Origin of the sequence: Chlorogloeopsis sp. ULAP01 (assembly GCF_030381805.1) — a bacterium.
In the GTDB taxonomy this organism is placed as follows: domain Bacteria; phylum Cyanobacteriota; class Cyanobacteriia; order Cyanobacteriales; family Nostocaceae; genus Chlorogloeopsis.
The window spans coordinates 25,343-44,450 of record NZ_JAUDRH010000011.1; the positions used below are offsets into that span (position 1 = coordinate 25,343).

The 19,108-nt window shown below is 41.2% G+C and carries 15 protein-coding genes and 1 tRNA gene; 10 read left to right on the forward strand and 6 right to left on the reverse strand.

Translation table 11 applies throughout. The features are described from left to right. The first annotated feature begins 86 nt into the window (after positions 1–86). The 3 genes from QUB80_RS21275 (at position 87) to QUB80_RS21285 (ending at position 5,555) form a co-directional block, all read left to right on the forward strand. A complete protein-coding gene (locus QUB80_RS21275) occupies positions 87–1,760 on the forward strand; it encodes a sensor histidine kinase (RefSeq protein WP_289791509.1) in 1,674 nt (557 codons plus the stop codon). 277 nt (positions 1,761–2,037) lie between these two features. Next, the gene (locus tag QUB80_RS21280) at positions 2,038–4,209 is read left to right on the forward strand and encodes a serine/threonine phosphatase (protein WP_289791510.1); all 2,172 of its coding nucleotides are present in this window, start codon (positions 2,038–2,040) and stop codon (positions 4,207–4,209) included. A 134-nt stretch (positions 4,210–4,343) separates the two neighbouring features. Beyond that, positions 4,344–5,555, forward strand: coding sequence for an FHA domain-containing serine/threonine-protein kinase (locus tag QUB80_RS21285; RefSeq protein WP_289791511.1), 1,212 nt, complete (start codon positions 4,344–4,346; stop codon positions 5,553–5,555). 542 nt (positions 5,556–6,097) lie between these two features. On the opposite strand, the gene QUB80_RS21290 is transcribed toward QUB80_RS21285, so the two are convergent. Both QUB80_RS21290 and QUB80_RS21295 read right to left on the reverse strand, forming a co-directional pair. Beyond that, positions 6,098–6,316, reverse strand: coding sequence for a DUF4327 family protein (locus tag QUB80_RS21290; RefSeq protein WP_289791512.1), 219 nt, complete (start codon positions 6,314–6,316; stop codon positions 6,098–6,100). A 487-nt stretch (positions 6,317–6,803) separates the two neighbouring features. After that, entirely contained in the window at positions 6,804–6,971 is a 168-nt protein-coding gene (locus QUB80_RS21295; RefSeq protein ID WP_289791513.1) for a hypothetical protein, read from the reverse strand. 539 nt (positions 6,972–7,510) lie between these two features. Here QUB80_RS21295 and QUB80_RS21300 point away from each other — a divergent pair. From QUB80_RS21300 to nblS, 3 genes are all read left to right on the forward strand, one after another. Continuing rightward, a complete protein-coding gene (locus QUB80_RS21300; protein ID WP_289791700.1) occupies positions 7,511–8,713 on the forward strand; it encodes an RNA-guided endonuclease InsQ/TnpB family protein in 1,203 nt (400 codons plus the stop codon). Positions 8,714–9,064: 351 nt separating this feature from the next. Continuing rightward, on the forward strand, positions 9,065–10,351 hold the full coding sequence (gene purD / locus QUB80_RS21305; protein WP_289791514.1) for a phosphoribosylamine--glycine ligase: 1,287 nt from the start codon (positions 9,065–9,067) through the stop codon (positions 10,349–10,351). Between the two features lie 424 nt (positions 10,352–10,775). Next, on the forward strand, positions 10,776–12,740 hold the full coding sequence (gene nblS / locus QUB80_RS21310; protein ID WP_289791515.1) for a two-component system sensor histidine kinase NblS: 1,965 nt from the start codon (positions 10,776–10,778) through the stop codon (positions 12,738–12,740). A gap of 54 nt (positions 12,741–12,794) precedes the next feature. Here nblS and QUB80_RS21315 read toward each other — a convergent pair whose 3' ends face one another. Next, on the reverse strand, positions 12,795–13,169 hold the full coding sequence (locus QUB80_RS21315) for a zinc ribbon domain-containing protein (RefSeq protein WP_289791516.1): 375 nt from the start codon (positions 13,167–13,169) through the stop codon (positions 12,795–12,797). 129 nt (positions 13,170–13,298) lie between these two features. Continuing rightward, entirely contained in the window at positions 13,299–13,517 is a 219-nt protein-coding gene (locus tag QUB80_RS21320) for a hypothetical protein (RefSeq protein WP_289791517.1), read from the reverse strand. 267 nt (positions 13,518–13,784) lie between these two features. Here QUB80_RS21320 and QUB80_RS21325 point away from each other — a divergent pair, with 267 nt between their 5' ends. Then, on the forward strand, positions 13,785–15,017 hold the full coding sequence (locus tag QUB80_RS21325) for an MFS transporter (RefSeq protein WP_289791518.1): 1,233 nt from the start codon (positions 13,785–13,787) through the stop codon (positions 15,015–15,017). Between the two features lie 44 nt (positions 15,018–15,061). On the opposite strand, the gene QUB80_RS21330 is transcribed toward QUB80_RS21325, so the two are convergent. Next, positions 15,062–15,135, reverse strand: a tRNA-Arg gene (locus QUB80_RS21330). Positions 15,136–15,175: 40 nt separating this feature from the next. Between QUB80_RS21330 and moaC the strand changes: the two genes are divergently transcribed. Continuing rightward, on the forward strand, positions 15,176–15,676 hold the full coding sequence (gene moaC / locus QUB80_RS21335; RefSeq protein WP_289791519.1) for a cyclic pyranopterin monophosphate synthase MoaC: 501 nt from the start codon (positions 15,176–15,178) through the stop codon (positions 15,674–15,676). Between the two features lie 172 nt (positions 15,677–15,848). On the opposite strand, the gene QUB80_RS21340 is transcribed toward moaC, so the two are convergent. Next, positions 15,849–16,043 (reverse strand): DUF2795 domain-containing protein, encoded by a 195-nt coding sequence (locus tag QUB80_RS21340; protein ID WP_289791520.1) that lies wholly within the window; start codon positions 16,041–16,043, stop codon positions 15,849–15,851. 227 nt (positions 16,044–16,270) lie between these two features. Between QUB80_RS21340 and QUB80_RS21345 the strand changes: the two genes are divergently transcribed. Together QUB80_RS21345 and dnaK are read left to right on the forward strand one after the other, a co-directional pair. Next, positions 16,271–16,852: an Hsp20/alpha crystallin family protein gene (locus QUB80_RS21345; RefSeq protein WP_289791521.1), complete on the forward strand. Its 582-nt coding sequence runs from the start codon at positions 16,271–16,273 to the stop codon at positions 16,850–16,852. 171 nt (positions 16,853–17,023) lie between these two features. After that, positions 17,024–18,919, forward strand: coding sequence for a molecular chaperone DnaK (dnaK, locus tag QUB80_RS21350; RefSeq protein ID WP_289791522.1), 1,896 nt, complete (start codon positions 17,024–17,026; stop codon positions 18,917–18,919). The last annotated feature ends 189 nt before the right edge of the window (positions 18,920–19,108 follow it).

Here is a 19,108-nt window from a genome sequence, read left to right on the forward strand (position 1 = left end):
TCCAAAAATTACGCTATAAGCAGTATAATGATTTTCTATTTTTTTCCCATAGTAAACACCAGCGCTTGGGTGCAAGTTTAAGTCTTATGAGCCTTAATCAGCCATCTAGCTGGCATCATTCCTGCCAAGAACAACAGAATATAGCATCAGTACCACCTACACGCTTGGAACTTGTACCAGAACGAGCCTCCGATGTAGAGATTTGCACATCTGAAACCTGGCGTCGCACTGAAGACGAACTCTTATGGTACCGCAAGTTGTATGAGAATACTCCTTGTGTGTACTTAACCTTGGATAGAAGCGGGATCATTTTATCTGTGAATAAGCTAGGTGCAAACAGCCTTGGTTATTCTCCAGAGGAACTAATCCACAAGCCCGTTTTTAACTTATTCATTCAGTCTGAACAACAAAGGTTATTTCACGCCTTCATGCGATTGTTTCAGGGAGCGCCAGAGAGTGAAGCTAGTTGGGAATTTCGCTTGAACTGTCCTGCCAGTAAAATGCAGTGGGCAAAAGTAGTTGCACGGATATTAGATTCTGGGAAGGACAATCAACTGGTTTTAATGATATTTGAAGATATCACAGCAGAAAAACTTTTTAATTGTGGCTGCCAAGAAAATGAACAATATCTGTATCTGATAGCCAATACATTGCCAGTAATGTTGTGGGTAGCTGGAACTGAGGGAGTATGCAATTTTTTGAATCAATCATGGCTAGAATTCACTGGAAGTAGCAGCCAACAGCAACAAGATTTTAATTGGTTAGAGCAAGTACATCCCGAAGATAAAAACTTCTGTAGACAAACTTATGAATCTGCATTTAATACACGTGCAAAATTCCAGATAGAACATCGCTTAAAGCATATTGATGAAGAGTACCGATGGATATTAAATACAGGACTTCCAAGGTTTAATTCCAACGGTAAATTTATCGGTTACATAGGCTCTGGGATTGATATTACAGAACGTAAGTTAGCAGAGTTAGCTTTGAAGAAAAGCCAAAAAGCTGCACAAACACAATTAGAAGAGATAGAAAGATTCAATCGTCTGAAAGACGAATTTCTTAGTACAGTTTCCCACGAATTACGTACACCGCTAACTAATATGAAAATGGCGATCCAAATGATGGGAATTGCACTTAATAAAGAACACAATTTATTGTTGGAAATGGCAAAGCCATATGCCGAACGCTCTAAATTTGCTCGCTATTTTCAAATTTTAAACAACGAGTGTGAACGAGAAATAAATTTAATTAATAACTTCCTAGATTTACAGCGACTGGATACCAGTACTAAACCTTTAGTCTTAGAGAAAATTCAAGTCAATGAATGGTTGGAGCGAGTAGTAGAGCTATTTAAAGCACGTAATCGCAATGGCTGTAAACACAATTTAAACTTGAAGATTGCTTCCAATCTTCCTCCTCTACTGTGCGATCCATTTAGCCTAGAGCGCATTTTGATAGAATTGCTTACTAACGCTTGTAAATTTAGTCCACCAGAAGCAGATATTATCATTGCTGCTCAAGCAAAAGTCAACAGCATTCAATTGCAAGTAAGTAATTATGGTGTAGAAATACCCGCCTCTGAATTACCGCATATTTTTGAGAAGTTTTACCGCATTCCCAGTAACGACCCTTGGAAACAGGGAGGAACAGGTTTAGGACTAGCACTGGTACAAAAGCTCACCAAGTATTTAGGGGGAACAATAGAGGTTGAAAGTAAGTCAAACTGTACTTCTTTGACTGTCCAACTACCACTTTAAGGTGAAAGTCTAACATGAGTAAAAACTTTTAAACAATCACTACTCACCAATAAATATTACAATCCAGTTCCAGACTCCAGAGGTGGTTACAATTATCGGTAAGAACTTGTCTAGTCGAAATTTAACTAGACCATGCATAAAAATTAAGACTGCGACAAAAATCTGCTTGTGAAACTACAATCATTTGTAGATCTGCTGCTGGCAGAAGTGCCGAATGTGGCATTTGAAATAGTAATACTTAAAAGCACCTTGGAGCGGGAATTAAGGAACTTCCACAATGCTGATTTGCCCTCAGTGTAAATTTGAAAATCCCAATACCAATAAGTTTTGTCAAAACTGTGGGGCATCCCTAACCCACAAGGTTTGTTCTGAATGCAATGCTGAAGTACCTTTAAATGTACAAATTTGTCATAACTGCGGTGCAGAATGTGGCACAATTTGGTGGGCGATTATTGCCAAAGTAGAGAATTTTGTCATCGGGGAAACAGGCTTTGATGATATCGAAAAAGAAGAACAGCGTGATTTAGAACCTTCGTCTCCTACGCTCGATGGTATTGGCGAAGTGCATTCGGATAAGATTAACTTGGAGAGTACCCCCCCTGTTGGAGATGTCAAGCAGTTTCCACACCCAGAGAGTGGCGAGCAACTAATTAACCCGGAGGACAACGATCTCGAAAGTGAAAATGCTCCCGTCTCACCCCGTCCTTTCATCTCGGTGTACCCTTCTGTGCCATCTTCTCTTCCAGAAGGTTCTTATTTAGATCCACAGAAACGCTATCAATTGCTAGAATCGCTACCAAATTTGGAGGAAATGCCCACTAACACTCAGTGGTGCGTTCGAGTTTTAGACTGTCAGCCGTTTCAAATTTCGCTCCTGGAGGCAATGCTAACCAATCAGAATCAGGAGTTAGTAACCTCAACAAGCTCGGCTGTGAGTTTACCTGACATTGCTAAAACTTATATTGCCCTCCAATCCTACACGAACCAAGGTATACCTCCTATTCACGATGCATGGCAGCAAGGAGATATACAGGTGGTGCTGATTGAAGATCGCGATCGCTGGCCTTATCTACTTGACTTGTGGCGCGATGACAAAACCAGTTCTTTGCAGATGGTTAACTATTTATATCAGATGAGCCGACTCTGGGCGCTGTTAGAACCATTAAATTGTCGTCAAAGTCTTTTAAAGTTGTCCAATCTACGTTTGGATGAAGACCAAGCACTAGCCTTACAAATGTTGTATGCACAGCCATTAAAAAATGTCGCACTGACTCAATCAATAACCACCTCCACAGAAGATTTAACCCTCCAAGCTTTAGGAAATGTTTGGCAGAAATTATTTAAAGAGTCTCAACGTACTCAATTTGGCTCTTTGTTACAACTGTTAGGAGATTTGGAGATTGGCAACATTCAGACCTTGCTAGAGTTACAATCACGTTTGCAGGCGATCGCTTCTGATCTGCAAGCTCCCTCTAGTAGTAGCAAACCAAATATGACATCTGCGGCAAATCAAGATCATGACTCACCGCCAATTGTGCAATTCAATGAACAAGAAGAAGACATTGCCACAAAAATTGATGATCTGCCAACAGTGGTACTGCCAATGCAGTTAATCAGCCTGGAACACGCTGGACTCACTGACGTTGGACGGCAAAGACATCATAATGAAGACTACTTTGGCATTGATACCAAAATAGCAAAGCTGGAATTGCCCAACACTCGCAACTTACAAGCACGTGCTCTATATATTCTTTGCGATGGTATGGGTGGACACGCTGGTGGCGAGGTAGCCAGTGCTTTAGCTGTAAACACTGTACGCCAATACTTTAAAACTAATTGGACAACCAGCGAATTGCCTACAGAAGAACATATCCGCGAGGCAGTACGGCAAGCCAACCAGGCAATTTACGATGTTAATCAACAAGATGCCCGTTCTGGTATCGGCCGCATGGGTACTACTTTGGTCATGCTGTTAATTCAAAATACTCAAGCAGTAGTAGCTCATGTCGGTGATAGTCGCCTTTATTGTGTAACTCGCAAAAGAGGTATAGAACAAGTCACTGTAGATCACGAAGTAGGTCGACGGGAAATTTCCCGTGGGGTAGAACCTAGCGTGGCTTATGCTCGTCCAGATGCCTACCAGCTTACCCAAGCTCTTGGCCCACGAGATGAGAATTTTATCATTCCTGATGTTAAATTTTTTGAAATATCTGAAGATACCCTTTTTGTCCTGGCTTCAGATGGCTTGTCAGATAATGATTTGCTAGAAACTAATTGGCAGACTCATCTACTTCCCTTACTCAGTTCTGGCGTGAATTTAGAAGATGGGATCCGAGACTTAATTAATGTCGCAAACGATTACAATGGTCATGACAACATAACTGTTGTGCTTGTACGGGCAAAAGTACGCCCTGACCTAGAAAGTCAAAAGGAAATAGTTACTGGTTAATCGTCAATGGTAAGCAAGGGAAAGCAGAAAAGAGCCACTACGCAGGCGTGCAATACCCTCTTTGCAGTCCAAATTGGGGAGTCAGCGCTGCCTCCCCTACTCTAACTACTATCTATTAACAAATTATCCGTAATGTGGTTATTCTGACCCTGCTAGAACCGCAAAAAAAAACGCCTCTCAAACAATGGCACTTTGAGAACGAGCATATAATCCGAATTGGTCGTTCCACTGATAATGATGTTGTTTTAAATGACACGCTAGTGTCTCGATATCATTTAGAGATCAGACAACTCAGTTCTAACCAAAATAGTGGTTCATGGCAGGTAATTAGTAAAGGTACAAATGGTACTTTTATAAATGAAGTTTTGGTAGTTCAAAGCCTGTTACCAAATAATTCCTTACTACAACTAGCACGAGGAGGCCCAATTCTCAAGTTTCAAATTGAGCAGGAAACCTCTCCAAACCAATCAAGTGCTTCATCCGACAGTTGCACTCACGAAGGAAACTCTCCTAACAACCTATTTTGTGTCCACTGCGGACAACCCATATCTGTGCAGCAGACAATCCGCAAGTATCAGGTGTTACGGACACTAGGACAAGGAGGTATGGGTACAACCTATTTAGCTTGGGATAAAACAGGAGAAATTGCCGGACATCCACAGCTACTAGTCTTAAAGCAAATGAATGCTGATATGGCTAAAATCGCCAAAGCTCGCGAATTATTTGAGAGGGAGGCGCACACTCTCAAATCTCTTCACCATCCAGGTATTCCTTTGTACTATGACTTCTTTGTAGAAGGTGGAAAAAAGTACTTAGCAATGGAATTAGTCCACGGACAGGATTTAGAGAAATTGATTTTGCTTAAAGGCCCTGTCATACCTTCTGTTGCGATCGCTTGGATGATTCAAACTTGTGACATTTTAGATTATCTGCACAGTCAAGATCCTCCACTCATTCATCGTGATATTAAACCCGCCAACCTCATGGTGCGAAACTCTAATAATCGTATAGTTGTGTTGGATTTTGGTGCGGTAAAAGAAATAGGCACTACGCCCGGTACTCGTATCGGTGCAGAAGGTTATTGCGCACCTGAACAAGAACGGGGACAACCCGTAACACAATCAGATCTGTATGCTATTGGGCCAACACTAATTTTTCTACTAACTGGCGAAAATCCTTTTAAGTTTTATCGCCAAAAAGGACGTAACTTCCGGTTCGATTTAACAAAAGTTCCCACTGTTACTCCTAAATTACGAGAAGTAATAGAACACGTCACAGAACCATTGCCACGTGATCGCTATCAAACTGCCAAAGATTTAGCTATTGCATTAGCAGATTGCCAATAGTGGTTATACCAATGCATGGATTTTGGATTAAAAACATTGATTAATATGCTAGTCCAAAATTTTGAAACAAGACTCCCGCGTGCCAATTTGGTATTAGTCGATAGTCATTTGTTAGTGTAGACGCTTCGGTTCTTTAGTGTCTGTACAACTTACAATATTCCTTAAGTCTGTACAATTACTCCCCTTGTATTTTTTCCCTATTTCCTGTTCGCTGTCTCTTTGTCCTCTTTCCCCGCAGTCTGAATGACAAATCTTGGATTGGACTATATGGCAGTTGCCAGATAGTTTCGGACATCAACTAACGATAAAAAGGTTACAGCAAGAGAGTTTTAACCCTGTCTCCTGCTATAGATAAATACACTACAGGCAGATATAGCCAGTATTTGCAGGTATTGTAGATTTAGTAATCTAGTCAACCCGCACCTTAGATACTATCACCGAAAGCCCTATGTTATTTACCAGAACCGAAAGAATTTTGATCAACTCAAAGTTCTAAGGAACTTTTAAGGGCATAGTGGCTATATTACCAACTTCTAGCTCTGTTACTCCTCATCCCAAGCTTCTACTGCCAATAATTCGCTGACTGGATCTTGCATACTAAACCCGAAGTCTAGCAATTCTTTTTTCCAGTATTGCCATTCGTTGCCGTAAAGCAAGGCTATTTTCCAAATACTGTCAGTTGGCTTGATGATCTTTGAGTCTACGAGTGATTGCACTTTACGTTGCAATTTCACCATTGGGTGAATCACTTGCTGATTCATAACTTCAATGTTAATTCAGATTTGGTTTCCTAAAATACTTAATCAAAACTGCTTTCCGCGTGGAAGTTATCGCCTATGCGTAGAGTAGATTACTTTGGTAAAGCAAGTCTTAACCACTCTACTATATCATAACTAACTCTACTTAGTTGCTCTCAAATTCGGTTTTGTACGGTAATTACCACCAAAACACTCGATCTACGTCCACCTAACTTTGCTGACACTCATCAAAAATGCTCATGAATGATAAAAAGGCAGCTATGCCGGGGACAGAAGGGAATCCTTGCAAGGGAATGGGGAACTCTTAACAATGGATTTGGCTTTGGAACTGTTACCCCAACCTAAATTTGCAACAAGTACGAAGATGGGTTTTAGACTCCTCATAGACAAACAGATATAGATAAAAATGTGAGAATCCATATCTTAAGAATGTCTGGCACCTCATACTAACAATCTCAGCACATATCTTTTATTTGCTCCATTCATTAAGTTAGGGACCATAGCCTAATGACTCATCAGGCAAAAAGTCTACTAAAAACTCTGTAAAACCTTCTGCCATATAAATTTGAGCTTCTATCTTCTGACGAAGTTGCTCATCAAAGAATATATAGTGTTTTCGGGATGAGTTGCAAAATCTTGCTTGTGTTTTTTCCTGCATCTGTACTTTATCTAACAAACCTATAGATCAAAAGAGGGCTTGATCAGAGGTGTTTAAGGTAAAGATAAACTCTGCAAGCTTGAGATATCCACTATCTCTAGCAAATTTCTATATACAATATCGCAAACATACGGAAAATGATGAAGAAAACTGACACTTTTATAAAAATTTAATGATTTTTGTTCAATGTTAAGATAGCGGTAAACAAGCAGTTAGTAGCTTTTGACCCTGATGATACAGTTAATTTTATCTGTTGCATAATTAACTTTAAAATGTCAAGAAAGTGTCAAACCAGATTTGTGCAGTATACAAAATTCGATAACTAACAGTAGTCAAACAATCATATTAACGTTATTTTCGGCAATATCTCAAGCTTGTAACTAAGATTTTAGCTAGCAGGTACTAGATAAAAATTTAACTTCAACCGTGAGAAGTCGTGCGCCATATCGGAACGATTGGCGACATGATGAATCACGGACAGGGATTATGTTTATCACGAAAAAGATTTATGATAGATAATATTGAGTTGCTAGGCCGATATACTCAAGGTTGTCAAAATCAGGATATACCCAACAGAGAAACAAGAAATATCTCTTGCCAAGGGTTTTGGTTGCGCTCGTTGGCTTTGGAATAGGTTTCTAGCCCAAAACAACGAGATTTACAAGGAGACGGGCAAGGGTTTATCTAGGTTTGATTATCAAAAGCAATTGCCGCAACTCAAGAAAGAATTCGAGTGGTTGGGTGAAGTTTATTCACAATGTTTGCAAGTTGTTTGTTTGAATCTCAGTCGTGCCTTTATCAACTTCTTTGAGTGTAGGGCAAGATATCCCAGATTCAAGTCCAAGCATGGTAGGCAGTCAATCACCTACCCTCAAAACGTCAAAGTTGAGGGGGATTACATCAAAGTCCCAAAAGTAGGGAATATTTTCGGCAAAATTCATCGGGAGATTACAGGCAAGCTCAAAACTGTTACCTTGTCTAAAAATCCTGACGGAAAGTACTACGCATCTTTATTATTTGAAGATGGTTTACCTGTTGCAACGCCTTCAACTGAAGGCAAAGCAATAGGTCTTGATTTAGGATTGACTGATTTTGTTGTGACTTCAGATAGCGCCAAAATCAAGCAACCCCGATGGATGAAAAAACGGGAAAGAAATCTCAAACGTAAGCAACAAAGTTTAGCTCGTAAGGTAAAAGGCTCTAAAAATCGAGATAAAGCTAGGAAATTAGTTGCTAAAACTCATTCAAAAGTTGCTCGTTGTCGTGAAGACTTTCTACACAAGCTATCCCGCAAGATAGTAAACGAAAACCAAGTGATTGTTGTAGAAGACTTATATGTAAAAGGGATGGTGCAAAACCCTAATCTATCTAAGGCAATAAGTCAGGTAGGGTGGGGAATGTTTTGTACCATGCTTAAATACAAAGCTGAGGCAACAGGCAAAGTGTACTTAGAAGTAAGTAGATTTTTCCCTTCTAGTAAAACTTGCCATGTCTGTCTAAATGTTGTCGGTAGCTTGCCGTTGGATATTCGCTCTTGGACTTGTAGCTCTTGTAAGACAAGGCATGACAGGGATATCACGGCTGCTATCAACATCAGAAATGAAGGCTTGCGGATATTGGCTTCGGGAACCGGAGCTACTGCGGAAGGAGGCTCTGTAAGTCTCAAACGGGGGCGTAAAAAGTCCACGGTTGAGCATGAGCCTGTGAATTCCGAAGCCCACGCTATATTACGAAGTAATTAGCGATGGGTAGTTCACAATCATTTTATTTTTCAATTAGTATGATAGTTAAACTCTTATAAATTTTATGCACACGACATTGAAGATGAAAAAATGATTAGTATTTCTTACTGATTTGACAAGCAAGGTTAATGAATCATATCTTCCATGATGTTGAGCAAAATAAAATTATTCTTGGTGGAGTTGCTCCACAATCGGAAAATCTGCATAAATCCTAAGTGTTGCTAGGTTGCTTTGCCAATAAATAGCTAATCAATCCCACAATAGCAGTAGAATTACGTAAGTATTAAAAAAATTTGAACGGCGAATAGCCATAGGGCATTCTCACTTGCAAGGGACGCACGAGGAAAAAGCGTGAAAGTTTTAGTTGTAGGTAACGGAGGGCGAGAACACGCCCTTGTTTGGAAGCTATTGCAATCAAAGCAAATTGAGCAAGTTATGTGTGTGCCAGGCAATGGCGGTACAGCAACTATGCCAAGTTGTCGAAACTTGTCGTTAGCAGCAGATGACTTTGAAGGAATAAGCCAATTTGCTAAACAAGAGGAAATTTCTATGGTAGTAGTGGGGCCGGAAGTGCCTCTAGCTCAAGGAATTTCAGATTATCTTCAAAATAGCGGTCTTGTAGTTTTTGGCCCAAGCAAGGCAGGAGCGCAGATTGAGGCGAGTAAAACATGGGCTAAAACTCTGATGCAAGAGGCAAAAATTCCTACTGCTCATGCTGTGGTATTTACGCAAGCGACAGCAGCAAAATCTTATGTCAAAGAACATGGAGCACCCATTGTTGTCAAAGCTGATGGTTTAGCAGCAGGCAAAGGTGTGACGGTTGCCCAAACAGTGGATGAAGCGATCGCGGCAATAGAGGCTATTTTCCGGGGACAATTTGGCAAGGCTGGAAATTTTGTTGTGATTGAAGAATGTTTGAGTGGGCAAGAAGTTTCTGTTCTGGCTTTGACTGATGGGTTAACAATTAGAGCGTTGTTGCCAGCACAAGATCACAAGCGTATCGGTGAAGGTGACACAGGAGAGAATACTGGAGGCATGGGAGCTTACGCTCCAGCACCGCTCGCCACTCCAGAATTGATGGAACGTGTGCAAAAAGACGTATTAGAAAAAGCGATCACGGCTTTAAGAAATAAGAATATTGACTACCGAGGCGTACTTTATGCCGGATTGATGATTACTCCCGACGGTAATTTTAAAGTTCTAGAATTTAACTGTCGGTTTGGCGATCCAGAAACACAAGTAATTCTGCCATTGTTGGAAACTCCTTTAGAAGAGTTGCTGCTTGCCTGCGTAGAACAACGATTAGCAGCAATGCCACCTATTGCCTGGAAATCAGGCGCAGCTGCCACTGTTGTTGCTGCCTCAGGAGGTTACCCTGAAGTTTATGAAAATGGTATGGTAATTACAGGAATTCCAGAAGCTGTAGCCTCAGGAGCAATTGTATTTCATGCAGGTACCAAGTTAGATAGACAACAGTTGGTCACAAATGGCGGTAGAGTGCTAAATGTTACAGGAACAGGAGAAACATTTGAACAAGCTTTAGCCCAAGCCTACGCAGGAATTGAGCGCATTCATTTTGAGGGAATTTATTACCGAAGAGATATTGGGCATCGAGTCATGACATTGAGAAACAGTTAGTAGTTAGTTGTTCTCCCCATCTCCCCGCAGTTTGAAGATATCTTGAAACGAACACTATATTGATAACTTATAGGCAGATTTGGGCGTGATATAAATAAACACGTCCAAATACGTCCCAAGCACCTTCTCAACCTATTTGTTTCAATAACTGTTAATTTTAAGTTGTTGGGGTGATTTGAATTCTTAAATTTGGATGAATGCCAAATTGGCCATTTAATCGCCTTGATTTGTTAATATCATTCCTTGATTTGGAGTACACAAACGGTGTTGACAACAAGTGAATGAAAATGCTACAGCTTCTGTGCTTGACCTTATCTTTTAGGCGGGTGTTTGGTAAATTGTACACTATATACTTTAACATTACCTACTTCAACAAAGTCGTACTTGATGCCAACGACTACCGCTATAACAACCTTTTATTAAAATGCTGGCTCCTTTAAAAACAATCCGAGAAGCGATCGCTAATTGGTGGTCAGAGTTTACCCTCCAGACCAAGCTGTTGGCTGCCGTAACTTTGGTGGTATCATTGGTGATGAGTGGACTGACTTTCTGGGCAGTAAATACAATTCAGCAGGATGCACGTCTGAATGATACACGCTTCGGTCGTGATCTGGGACTGCTACTTGCAGCCAATGTTGCCCCACTGATTGCGGATCATAATTTGACTGAGGTAGCACAATTTTCCCAACGCTTCTACAGCAGTACTTCGAGCGTGCGTTATATGCTCTATGCTGATGAAACTGGGAAAATTTATTTCGGCATTCCTTTTTGGGAACCAGAAGTTGAAACTTCCCTGACGATAGAAAGGCGAATACAACTGCCAGATGATTATGCGAGTGATGCCGATAAGCCGATGGTACGGCAACATATGTCTCCAGATGGCGTAGTCACCGATGTATTTGTGCCTCTAACGGTTGATAAAAAGTATCTGGGGGTTTTGGCGATTGGCATCAACCCCAATCCTGCCGCAGTGATTTCTACAAATTTCACTCGTGATGTCACTATTGCTGTATTTATCTCAATTTGGGTAATGGTAATTTTGGGAGGGGTAATAAACGCTTTGACGATTACCAAGCCTATTAAAGAACTATTGCTGGGGGTTAAACAAATTGCAGCTGGGAATTTTAAGCAGCGCATTGACTTGCCGTTTGGAGGAGAACTCAAAGAATTAATTTTCAGCTTTAACGAAATGGCAGAGCGTTTAGAGCGTTATGAAGAACAAAATATAGAGGAGTTGACTGCCGAAAAAGCCAAGCTGGAAACTTTGGTTTCTACAATTGCTGATGGAGCAGTTTTAATTGACAATAATATGCAGGTGATTTTAGTCAACCCAACAGCACGGCGAATTTTTGGCTGGGAAGGTGTTGAGATAGTTGGCGAGAATGTTTTGCACCATTTACCATCAGCAGTGCAAGCCGAAATCACTCGTCCTTTGTACCAAATGGCAGCAGGAGATTGTGAAAGTGCGGAGTTTCGTATTCACCTCACCCAAGGGATTCATCGCACAATCCGCATTCTCTTAACAACAGTACTTGATCAGCAAAGGGAAAATGTTAAAGGCATTGCTATTACCGTACAAGATATTACCCGTGAAGTAGAATTAAACGAGGCAAAAAGCCAATTTATTAGTAACGTTTCCCACGAACTGCGCACACCCTTATTTAACATCAAATCTTTCATTGAGACTTTGCACGACTATGGCGAAGAACTCAGTGTAGATCAAAGACAGGAATTCTTAGCAACTGTCAATCACGAAACCGATCGCCTAGCCCGCTTGGTAAATGATGTTTTAGATTTGTCTAGGCTTGAATCTGGGCGACGCTACAACTTAGATGCAGTAGATCTAGGACAAGCAATTGAACAGACTTTACGAACTTACCAACTTAATGCCAAAGATAAGGGTATTGAAATCATTCAGGAAGTAGAACCTAAATTACCTCTAATAGTAGGTCATTACGATTTATTGCTACAAGTTTTAGCTAATTTGGTTGGTAATGCCCTTAAATTTACTAAAGCAGGAGGCAAAGTCGCGATCCGTGCCTATAAGCTCACACCGCATTCCCACAAAAGCGATCGCCCCTATCGTGTTCGTGTAGAAATTGCCGATACAGGTATTGGTATTGCCCCAGAAGATCAAAAAGCTATTTTTGATCGCTTTTTCCGGGTAGAAAATCGCGTTCACACTCTAGAAGGCACTGGTTTAGGACTATCAATTGTCAGAAATATTATTGAAGACAAACATCACAGTAAAGTCAATTTAGTAAGTGAAGTTGGGGTGGGTACAACTTTTTGGTTTGATTTAGCAGTTTTTGAAGAAGAAACAGTTGTACCAGAACAACCAGCAGTTGTGGAGACTGTTACAGAAACACACACTATTCCCGCAAGTTGAAGTTTGAAAGTATCAGTTATCAGTTATCTGATTAATCAGTATGATTGATAACTGTCAACTGAAATTTAACAAAGTAATCAGTAAACACACTAATAATAAAGCAAGTAGTAGAACTAAAGTCTGATTGCGTCTGATCCAATTTTTTACAGATGTATTAAAACTTTTCGCTTCACGAATCTGCTGCAAATCTAACTTGCTCTGTTCTATATTTTGATACAGTGTACACTCTTTAGCGTAGGGGCGTTGAGGAAAATTACAAGTGTCGTCGGCATGATAGGTACAACTTTCACAAAGATATTCGTCTTTACCAGCCCGGTGCAGAGGAATACCAGGATGGCCGTAAGCTTTTAGTTGAGTACGACAATAGGGGCAGGTAATAGCCTGCGGGCTAACTTTTTGATGACAGCGAGGGCAAGTAGCAGTGTCCACAGCCTAGATGTCAAGAAATGAACATTATGATTCTAGCTATTTACTAGAAGAATGGGGTAAAAACACTCGATCAGGGAATTCCAATGTTCGGTAAAAAGGTTCTCAGGTGCTGTTATAATTGCTGTTTCTCTACTTTGTCATATGTCGTAGCGCTGATGCAGAAGGATATCTAAGCGCTGCTATCAAAGCTTGTCGTTCAACGACTCGTTCATCGTGATTAAAATCTAGAATTCGTGCCGTCACTTCTCCAATGTCTGTCAGTGGTTGAATCACAGCTTCATCTAGTTGAAAGTGTTCTCCCCAAAAGTCTCTACAAGAATTGAAAAAGCGATTAGATTTAAAACTCACGCAGATGGGTGATTATATCTAGTCGTTAATGCTATTCGCCAAGCTGCCTCCTCTACAAAATGGTGGTCAAATTTTGTTAAGTAATGTAACAATAGGGGTTAGATATATTTTTGTAAACAAAAGTTCAGGCTAATAATCACACAGTCGCTCACAAAGGTTGACAAAAATAAGCAATCTGCTTGAGTAGACTTGAATTATCTGCTAAGGAATCCATTTCTTAGTTTAATTGTGCTGATCAGAAAACATCAAAATTAACTAGCATCGGCTGTGAAAGTATTTCGCACATTTGATACCCAATTACAGCGAAACCTGCTGATTTTATTTGCAGCAGGTTTATTTTTCTGGTCTAGTTTATCTTCTTTGTTGCCTACTTTGCCGCTTTATTTGCAAGATGTGGGTGCAAGCAAGCAACAAATCGGGATAGTCATGGGCAGTTTTGCTATTGGAATGTTATTGTTCCGCCCGTGGCTAGGGCAATTAGCAGACAAACGTAGTCGTAAACTTGTATTGCTGATTGGTATTTTAGTAGAAGCGATCGCTCCTATTGGTTACGAACTAGTCACATCCATTCCTCTATTAATGGTGTTGCGTGCTTTTCATGGCATCAGTATCGCTGCCTTTGCCACTGGCTACATGGCACTCATAGCAGACTTAGCACCTCCCAAGCATCGCGGTGAAATCATTGGCTATATGAGTCTGGTAAATCCGATTGGTTTAGCGATTGGGCCTGCTTTAGGCGGTTATATACAAGCTATGGTTGATTATACTGCTGTTTTTGTATTAGCTGCGGCATTGGGTGGATTGGGGGCATTATGTGTTGTGCCGATTGTGAATCCATCAGTTCAAACACAGCAAGCAGCCGAAATTCAAGATACTAATTTTTGGCGTATATTAATCAGTCCAAGAGTAAGAATACCAGCTTTAGTGATGTTAGTAGTTGGTTTGGCGGTTGGAACTTTGCATACCTTCGCGCCCCTATTCATCAAATCTACCCAAGTTGAGCTGAATGCTGGGTTGTTTTATACAGTTGCAGCAGTTTCAAGTTTTAGTAGCAGGGTATTTATTGGCCGTGCTAGCGATCGCTTCGGTCGAGGATTATTTGTCACCATTGGCTTGATTTTGTACTGTTTATCAATGGCACTGATGTGGCTAGCAAACAATAGCACTACTTTTTTAGTAGCTGCCTTGATTGAAGGTGCAGGAGGTGGTACGCTAATTCCCATGATTTCTACTATGATGGCAGACCGTTCATTTCCTCAAGAAAGAGGACGAGTTTTTGCTGTTTGCATAGCTGGATTTGATTTGGGGATAGCGATCGCTGGGCCTATTCTTGGTTCTTTTGCCGAACAAGTTGGTTACCGTCATATGTTCGGAATCACTGCTGGTTTAACTGCACTTGGCATTCTCATTTTTATTACTAAGTCCAGCAAAGACTTGGGTACCTCAGTACGCTTCGCCTTCGGTCGCACTCAAGATGCTTACGCCTTAAACAAAATCTAAAGGAAAAAATAGAGAGACGCAGAACTCTGCGTCTCTACAATTAACGGGCGAGGAGGGATTCGAACCCCCGACACCGTGGTCCGTAGCCACGTGCTCTAGTCCACTGAGCTACACGCCCCTATTGGTCACAAGAGTCTATATTAACATAACATTACCAAATGACACAAGAAAATTCTCACTTTCTATCAGCCAATCTCAGCCACTTAGATGGCGAGGGACAAGCTCAGATGGTGGATGTTTCTGAAAAAGTACCCACAGTCAGACAAGCTGTAGCTACTGCTAGAGTGCGGATGTTACCAGAAACTTTTGCAGCTATCCAAGCAGGCAATGCTCCCAAAGGCGATGTATTGGGAACGGCAAGACTAGCAGGAATCATGGCAGCTAAACAAACAGCTAATTTGATTCCCCTATGCCATCCCTTGCCACTGCAAAAAGTAGAAGTGCTTTTAACACCCGATGCCCAGCTACCTGGTTATCAAATTCAGGCTACAGTCAAAACCAAAGCCGAAACTGGTGTGGAAATGGAGGCTTTAACTGCTGTTTCTGTTGCTGCTCTTACCTTATACGATATGGCAAAAGCTTTAGAAAAGTCGATTCAAATAGAATCGATTCAATTAATAAGTAAAAGTGGCGGTAAATCAGGAGATTATTTACGTTGATAGTTGGTAGTTAGGAGGGGCAGGTTTAGAAGATAAATTATCAGTTTGAACGGCAAGATTATCAACAAAACCCACCCGTACAGTTAGTTAACCACTAACCACTATCCACTATCTACTATCCACTACCAGCCAGCACGAGAAATACATTGATTTATGCTGCTCTAGCTTCAGCTTATTCAATCTTGCCTACAGCTTCACTAACATCAGTTGGAGTTTGATACTCCTGATCAGGTATCTGCTGCAATACAGAGATAGCGTTTTCATCAGCACCTTGCTGTTGTGCGTGTTCAATCAACTGTTGTTTGTTAGCTGGATAATCAACACCTTTCAAGTGTTTTTGTAGTTGGATTGGATTTACTTTAGCCATTTTTACCTACCTCTAACCTTCCACATTTAGAAGTCATTTCCATATTTACAACCTCATAGTTTGTTGAACTCTATCAAATAGATTAGGTAGAAAGATTCAGTAGTTTTAATTATTGAAAATAAAGCTCATCCGTTCGGCTGATGAGGAGAATTTATGCCTTTGATAGGTTGAAGTTGAAGCAAGAGGTTTGTAAATCTTGCATTTGATAGATATCGGAGGGTAGAAATATGACACCATCACGTTGGGATCCCTTCCGAGAAATGGAACGTTGGGATCCTTTTCGAGAAATATCTGGCTTGCAACGCGAAATGAATCGCTTGTTTGATCGCATGATGACTACAAGCGGCGAGAGTGGTGAAATGGCTGGTTATGCTTTTATACCAGCAGCAGAAATGCATGATAATTCAGATAGTATAGAAATTCGGGTTGAACTTCCTGGTATGGAAGCAAAAGACTTAGATGTAAAAGTTACGGCCGAAGCTGTTTCTATCAGTGGAGAGCGTAGATCTGAAACTAGTGCTGAAGAAAAAGGAATGAGACGTTCGGAATTTCGTTATGGCAGACTCCAACGAATAATTCCTTTACCCGCTAGAATTCAAAACGATAAGGTGCAAGCAGAATTTAAGAATGGCGTTTTGTGCCTGACAATGCCTAAAGCTGAGGAAGAAAAAAATAAAGTTGTAACTGTTAACCTCGGCGGACAACAAACTCAGGCGATCGCTGGAGAATACGACAGGCAAACTCAGCAGCAATTACAATCCAACCAACAATCACAATCTGAGCAACAATTACAATCTCCAACCAGTTAATTTAATTAAATTTTGTAATTGCTGAAGTTTATACCTAGCTGTTACTTCTGGTGATTAAACTAGTAATAGCATCAGAAAAATTAAAAGCAGGATTGACAGAACAATCTCTACAAAAAAAATTGTGCTGTCAGTCCTATTTTTGCTTGCTCAAAATGATAGGAGTTGAGCATTATGGCAAAAGTAGTTGGAATTGATTTAGGAACAACAAACTCTTGTGTTGCTGTTATGGAAGGTGGACAACCCGTTGTCATTCCCAATGCCGAAGGACAACGCGTTACTCCTTCTGTTGTAGCTTATACGAAAACAGGCGACCGTTTGGTTGGTCAAATTGCCAGACGCCAAGCAGTCATGAACCCAGAAAACACTTTTTACTCTGTCAAGCGCTTTATCGGGCGCAAGTATGATGAAGTAACCAGAGAACTAACCGAAGTTTCCTACAAAGTTCTGCGCGACAGTGATGGTAACGTTAAGCTTGATTGTCCAGCTGCACGTAAACAATTTGCTCCGGAAGAAGTTTCTGCTCAAATACTGCGCAAGTTAGCAGATGATGCCAGTAAATATTTGGGAGAAAGAGTAACTCAAGCTGTTATTACCGTTCCTGCCTACTTCAACGACTCCCAACGCCAAGCTACCAAAGACGCTGGCAAAATAGCGGGTTTAGAAGTACTCCGGATTATCAACGAGCCGACTGCGGCAGCTTTAGCCTATGGTTTAGACAAAAAGACTAACGAAACCATTCTCGTTTTTGACCTTGGTGGTGGAACCTTCGACGTTTCCATTTTAGATGTAGGTGAAGGTGTTTTTGAAGTTAAAGCCACCAGTGGCGACACTCACTTGGGTGGTGATGACTTCGATAAAAAGATTGTAGATTGGATTGCTAACGAATTTCAGCACAACGAAGGTGTAGACTTGCGTAAAGACAGGCAAGCACTGCAACGACTTACCGAAGCAGCCGAAAAAGCCAAAATTGAACTTTCTAGTGCTACTCAAACTAATATTAACCTGCCATTCATCACCGCTACTCATGAAGGGCCAAAACACATTGACACAACTTTGACGCGGGCAAAGTTTGAAGAAATGTGTGCGGATTTGTTGGATCGCTGCCGCATCCCTGTGGAACAAGCTCTCGGTGATGCCAAAATGAGCAATGCAGATATCGATGAAGTTATATTAGTGGGTGGTTCTACCCGGATGCCTGCCGTCCAACAACTAGTGCGACGTATAACAGGTAAAGAGCCTCATCAAGGTGTTAACCCCGACGAAGTGGTAGCAGTAGGAGCAGCTATCCAAGCTGGTGTTTTGGCTGGGGTAGTCAAAGATATTCTTCTTCTAGATGTTACACCTTTGTCTTTGGGCGTGGAAACTCTCGGCGGTGTAATGACAAAAATTATTCCTCGCAACACTACCATCCCTGTCAAAAAATCAGAAATCTTCTCTACCGCAGCTGACGGGCAGACGAACGTAGAAGTTCACGTCTTGCAAGGTGAGCGAGAAATGGCAAGCTATAACAAGAGCTTAGGAAATTTCCGCTTGGATGGTATTCCCCCTGCTCCCAGAGGTGTACCGCAAATCGAAGTTACTTTTGATATCGATGCTAACGGTATTCTCTCTGTCACTGCCAAAGATAAGGCTACAGGGAAAGAACAATCAATTTCGATTACTGGCGCTTCTACGCTCGATAAGCAGGATGTAGAGCGCATGGTGCGGGATGCAGAAGTTCATGCCCAAGAAGATAAAAGACGCCGCGAACAAATTGACACCAAGAATAACGCTGACTCCTTAGCATATCAAGCCGAAAAGCAATTGCGAGACTTGGGTGATACAGTTCCTGCTGCTGACAAAAGCCGGGCAGAAGCAATGATTAAAGATTTGCGTGAAGCCATCAATCAAGAAAATTATGATCGGATGCGATCGCTAACTCAAGACTTGCAACAGGCAATGATGCAAATTGGTAGTGCTATTTATGCCCAAGCTGGTGGTGGTACAACCGAAACTGCTGATAGTAGTGGTAGTACTGGTACGCGTGGCGGCGGTGAAGATGTAATTGATGCCGATTTTGTGGGGTGAAAATCTGTTTAGGGTAGGTAAGCTGAAAAACATCTAGTTTGCATATTGACATGAGACTCAACTCTTGTGGGGTGGACATCTTGTCCGCCCATTTTATGTAAGTTAAATGTGGAACAGCTTATCTTACCTGCCCTCACATTACTAGCATTACCAAATTGATAATGCCATACTGACGACAGATTATTGTCA

What these genes read in the sequence shown, in the direction of transcription:
- QUB80_RS21275 (WP_289791509.1), top strand. Translation starts at nt 87, where the DNA reads ATGAGCCTTAATCAGCCATCTAGCTGGCATCATTCCTGCCAAGAACAA.
- QUB80_RS21280 (WP_289791510.1), top strand. Translation starts at nt 2,038, where the DNA reads ATGCTGATTTGCCCTCAGTGTAAATTTGAAAATCCCAATACCAATAAG.
- QUB80_RS21290 (WP_289791512.1), bottom strand. Translation starts at nt 6,316, where the DNA reads ATGAATCAGCAAGTGATTCACCCAATGGTGAAATTGCAACGTAAAGTG.
- QUB80_RS21295 (WP_289791513.1), bottom strand. Translation starts at nt 6,971, where the DNA reads ATGCAGGAAAAAACACAAGCAAGATTTTGCAACTCATCCCGAAAACAC.
- nblS (WP_289791515.1), top strand. Translation starts at nt 10,776, where the DNA reads ATGCTGGCTCCTTTAAAAACAATCCGAGAAGCGATCGCTAATTGGTGG.
- moaC (WP_289791519.1), top strand. Translation starts at nt 15,176, where the DNA reads ATGACACAAGAAAATTCTCACTTTCTATCAGCCAATCTCAGCCACTTA.
- QUB80_RS21340 (WP_289791520.1), bottom strand. Translation starts at nt 16,043, where the DNA reads ATGGCTAAAGTAAATCCAATCCAACTACAAAAACACTTGAAAGGTGTT.
- QUB80_RS21345 (WP_289791521.1), top strand. Translation starts at nt 16,271, where the DNA reads ATGACACCATCACGTTGGGATCCCTTCCGAGAAATGGAACGTTGGGAT.
- dnaK (WP_289791522.1), top strand. Translation starts at nt 17,024, where the DNA reads ATGGCAAAAGTAGTTGGAATTGATTTAGGAACAACAAACTCTTGTGTT.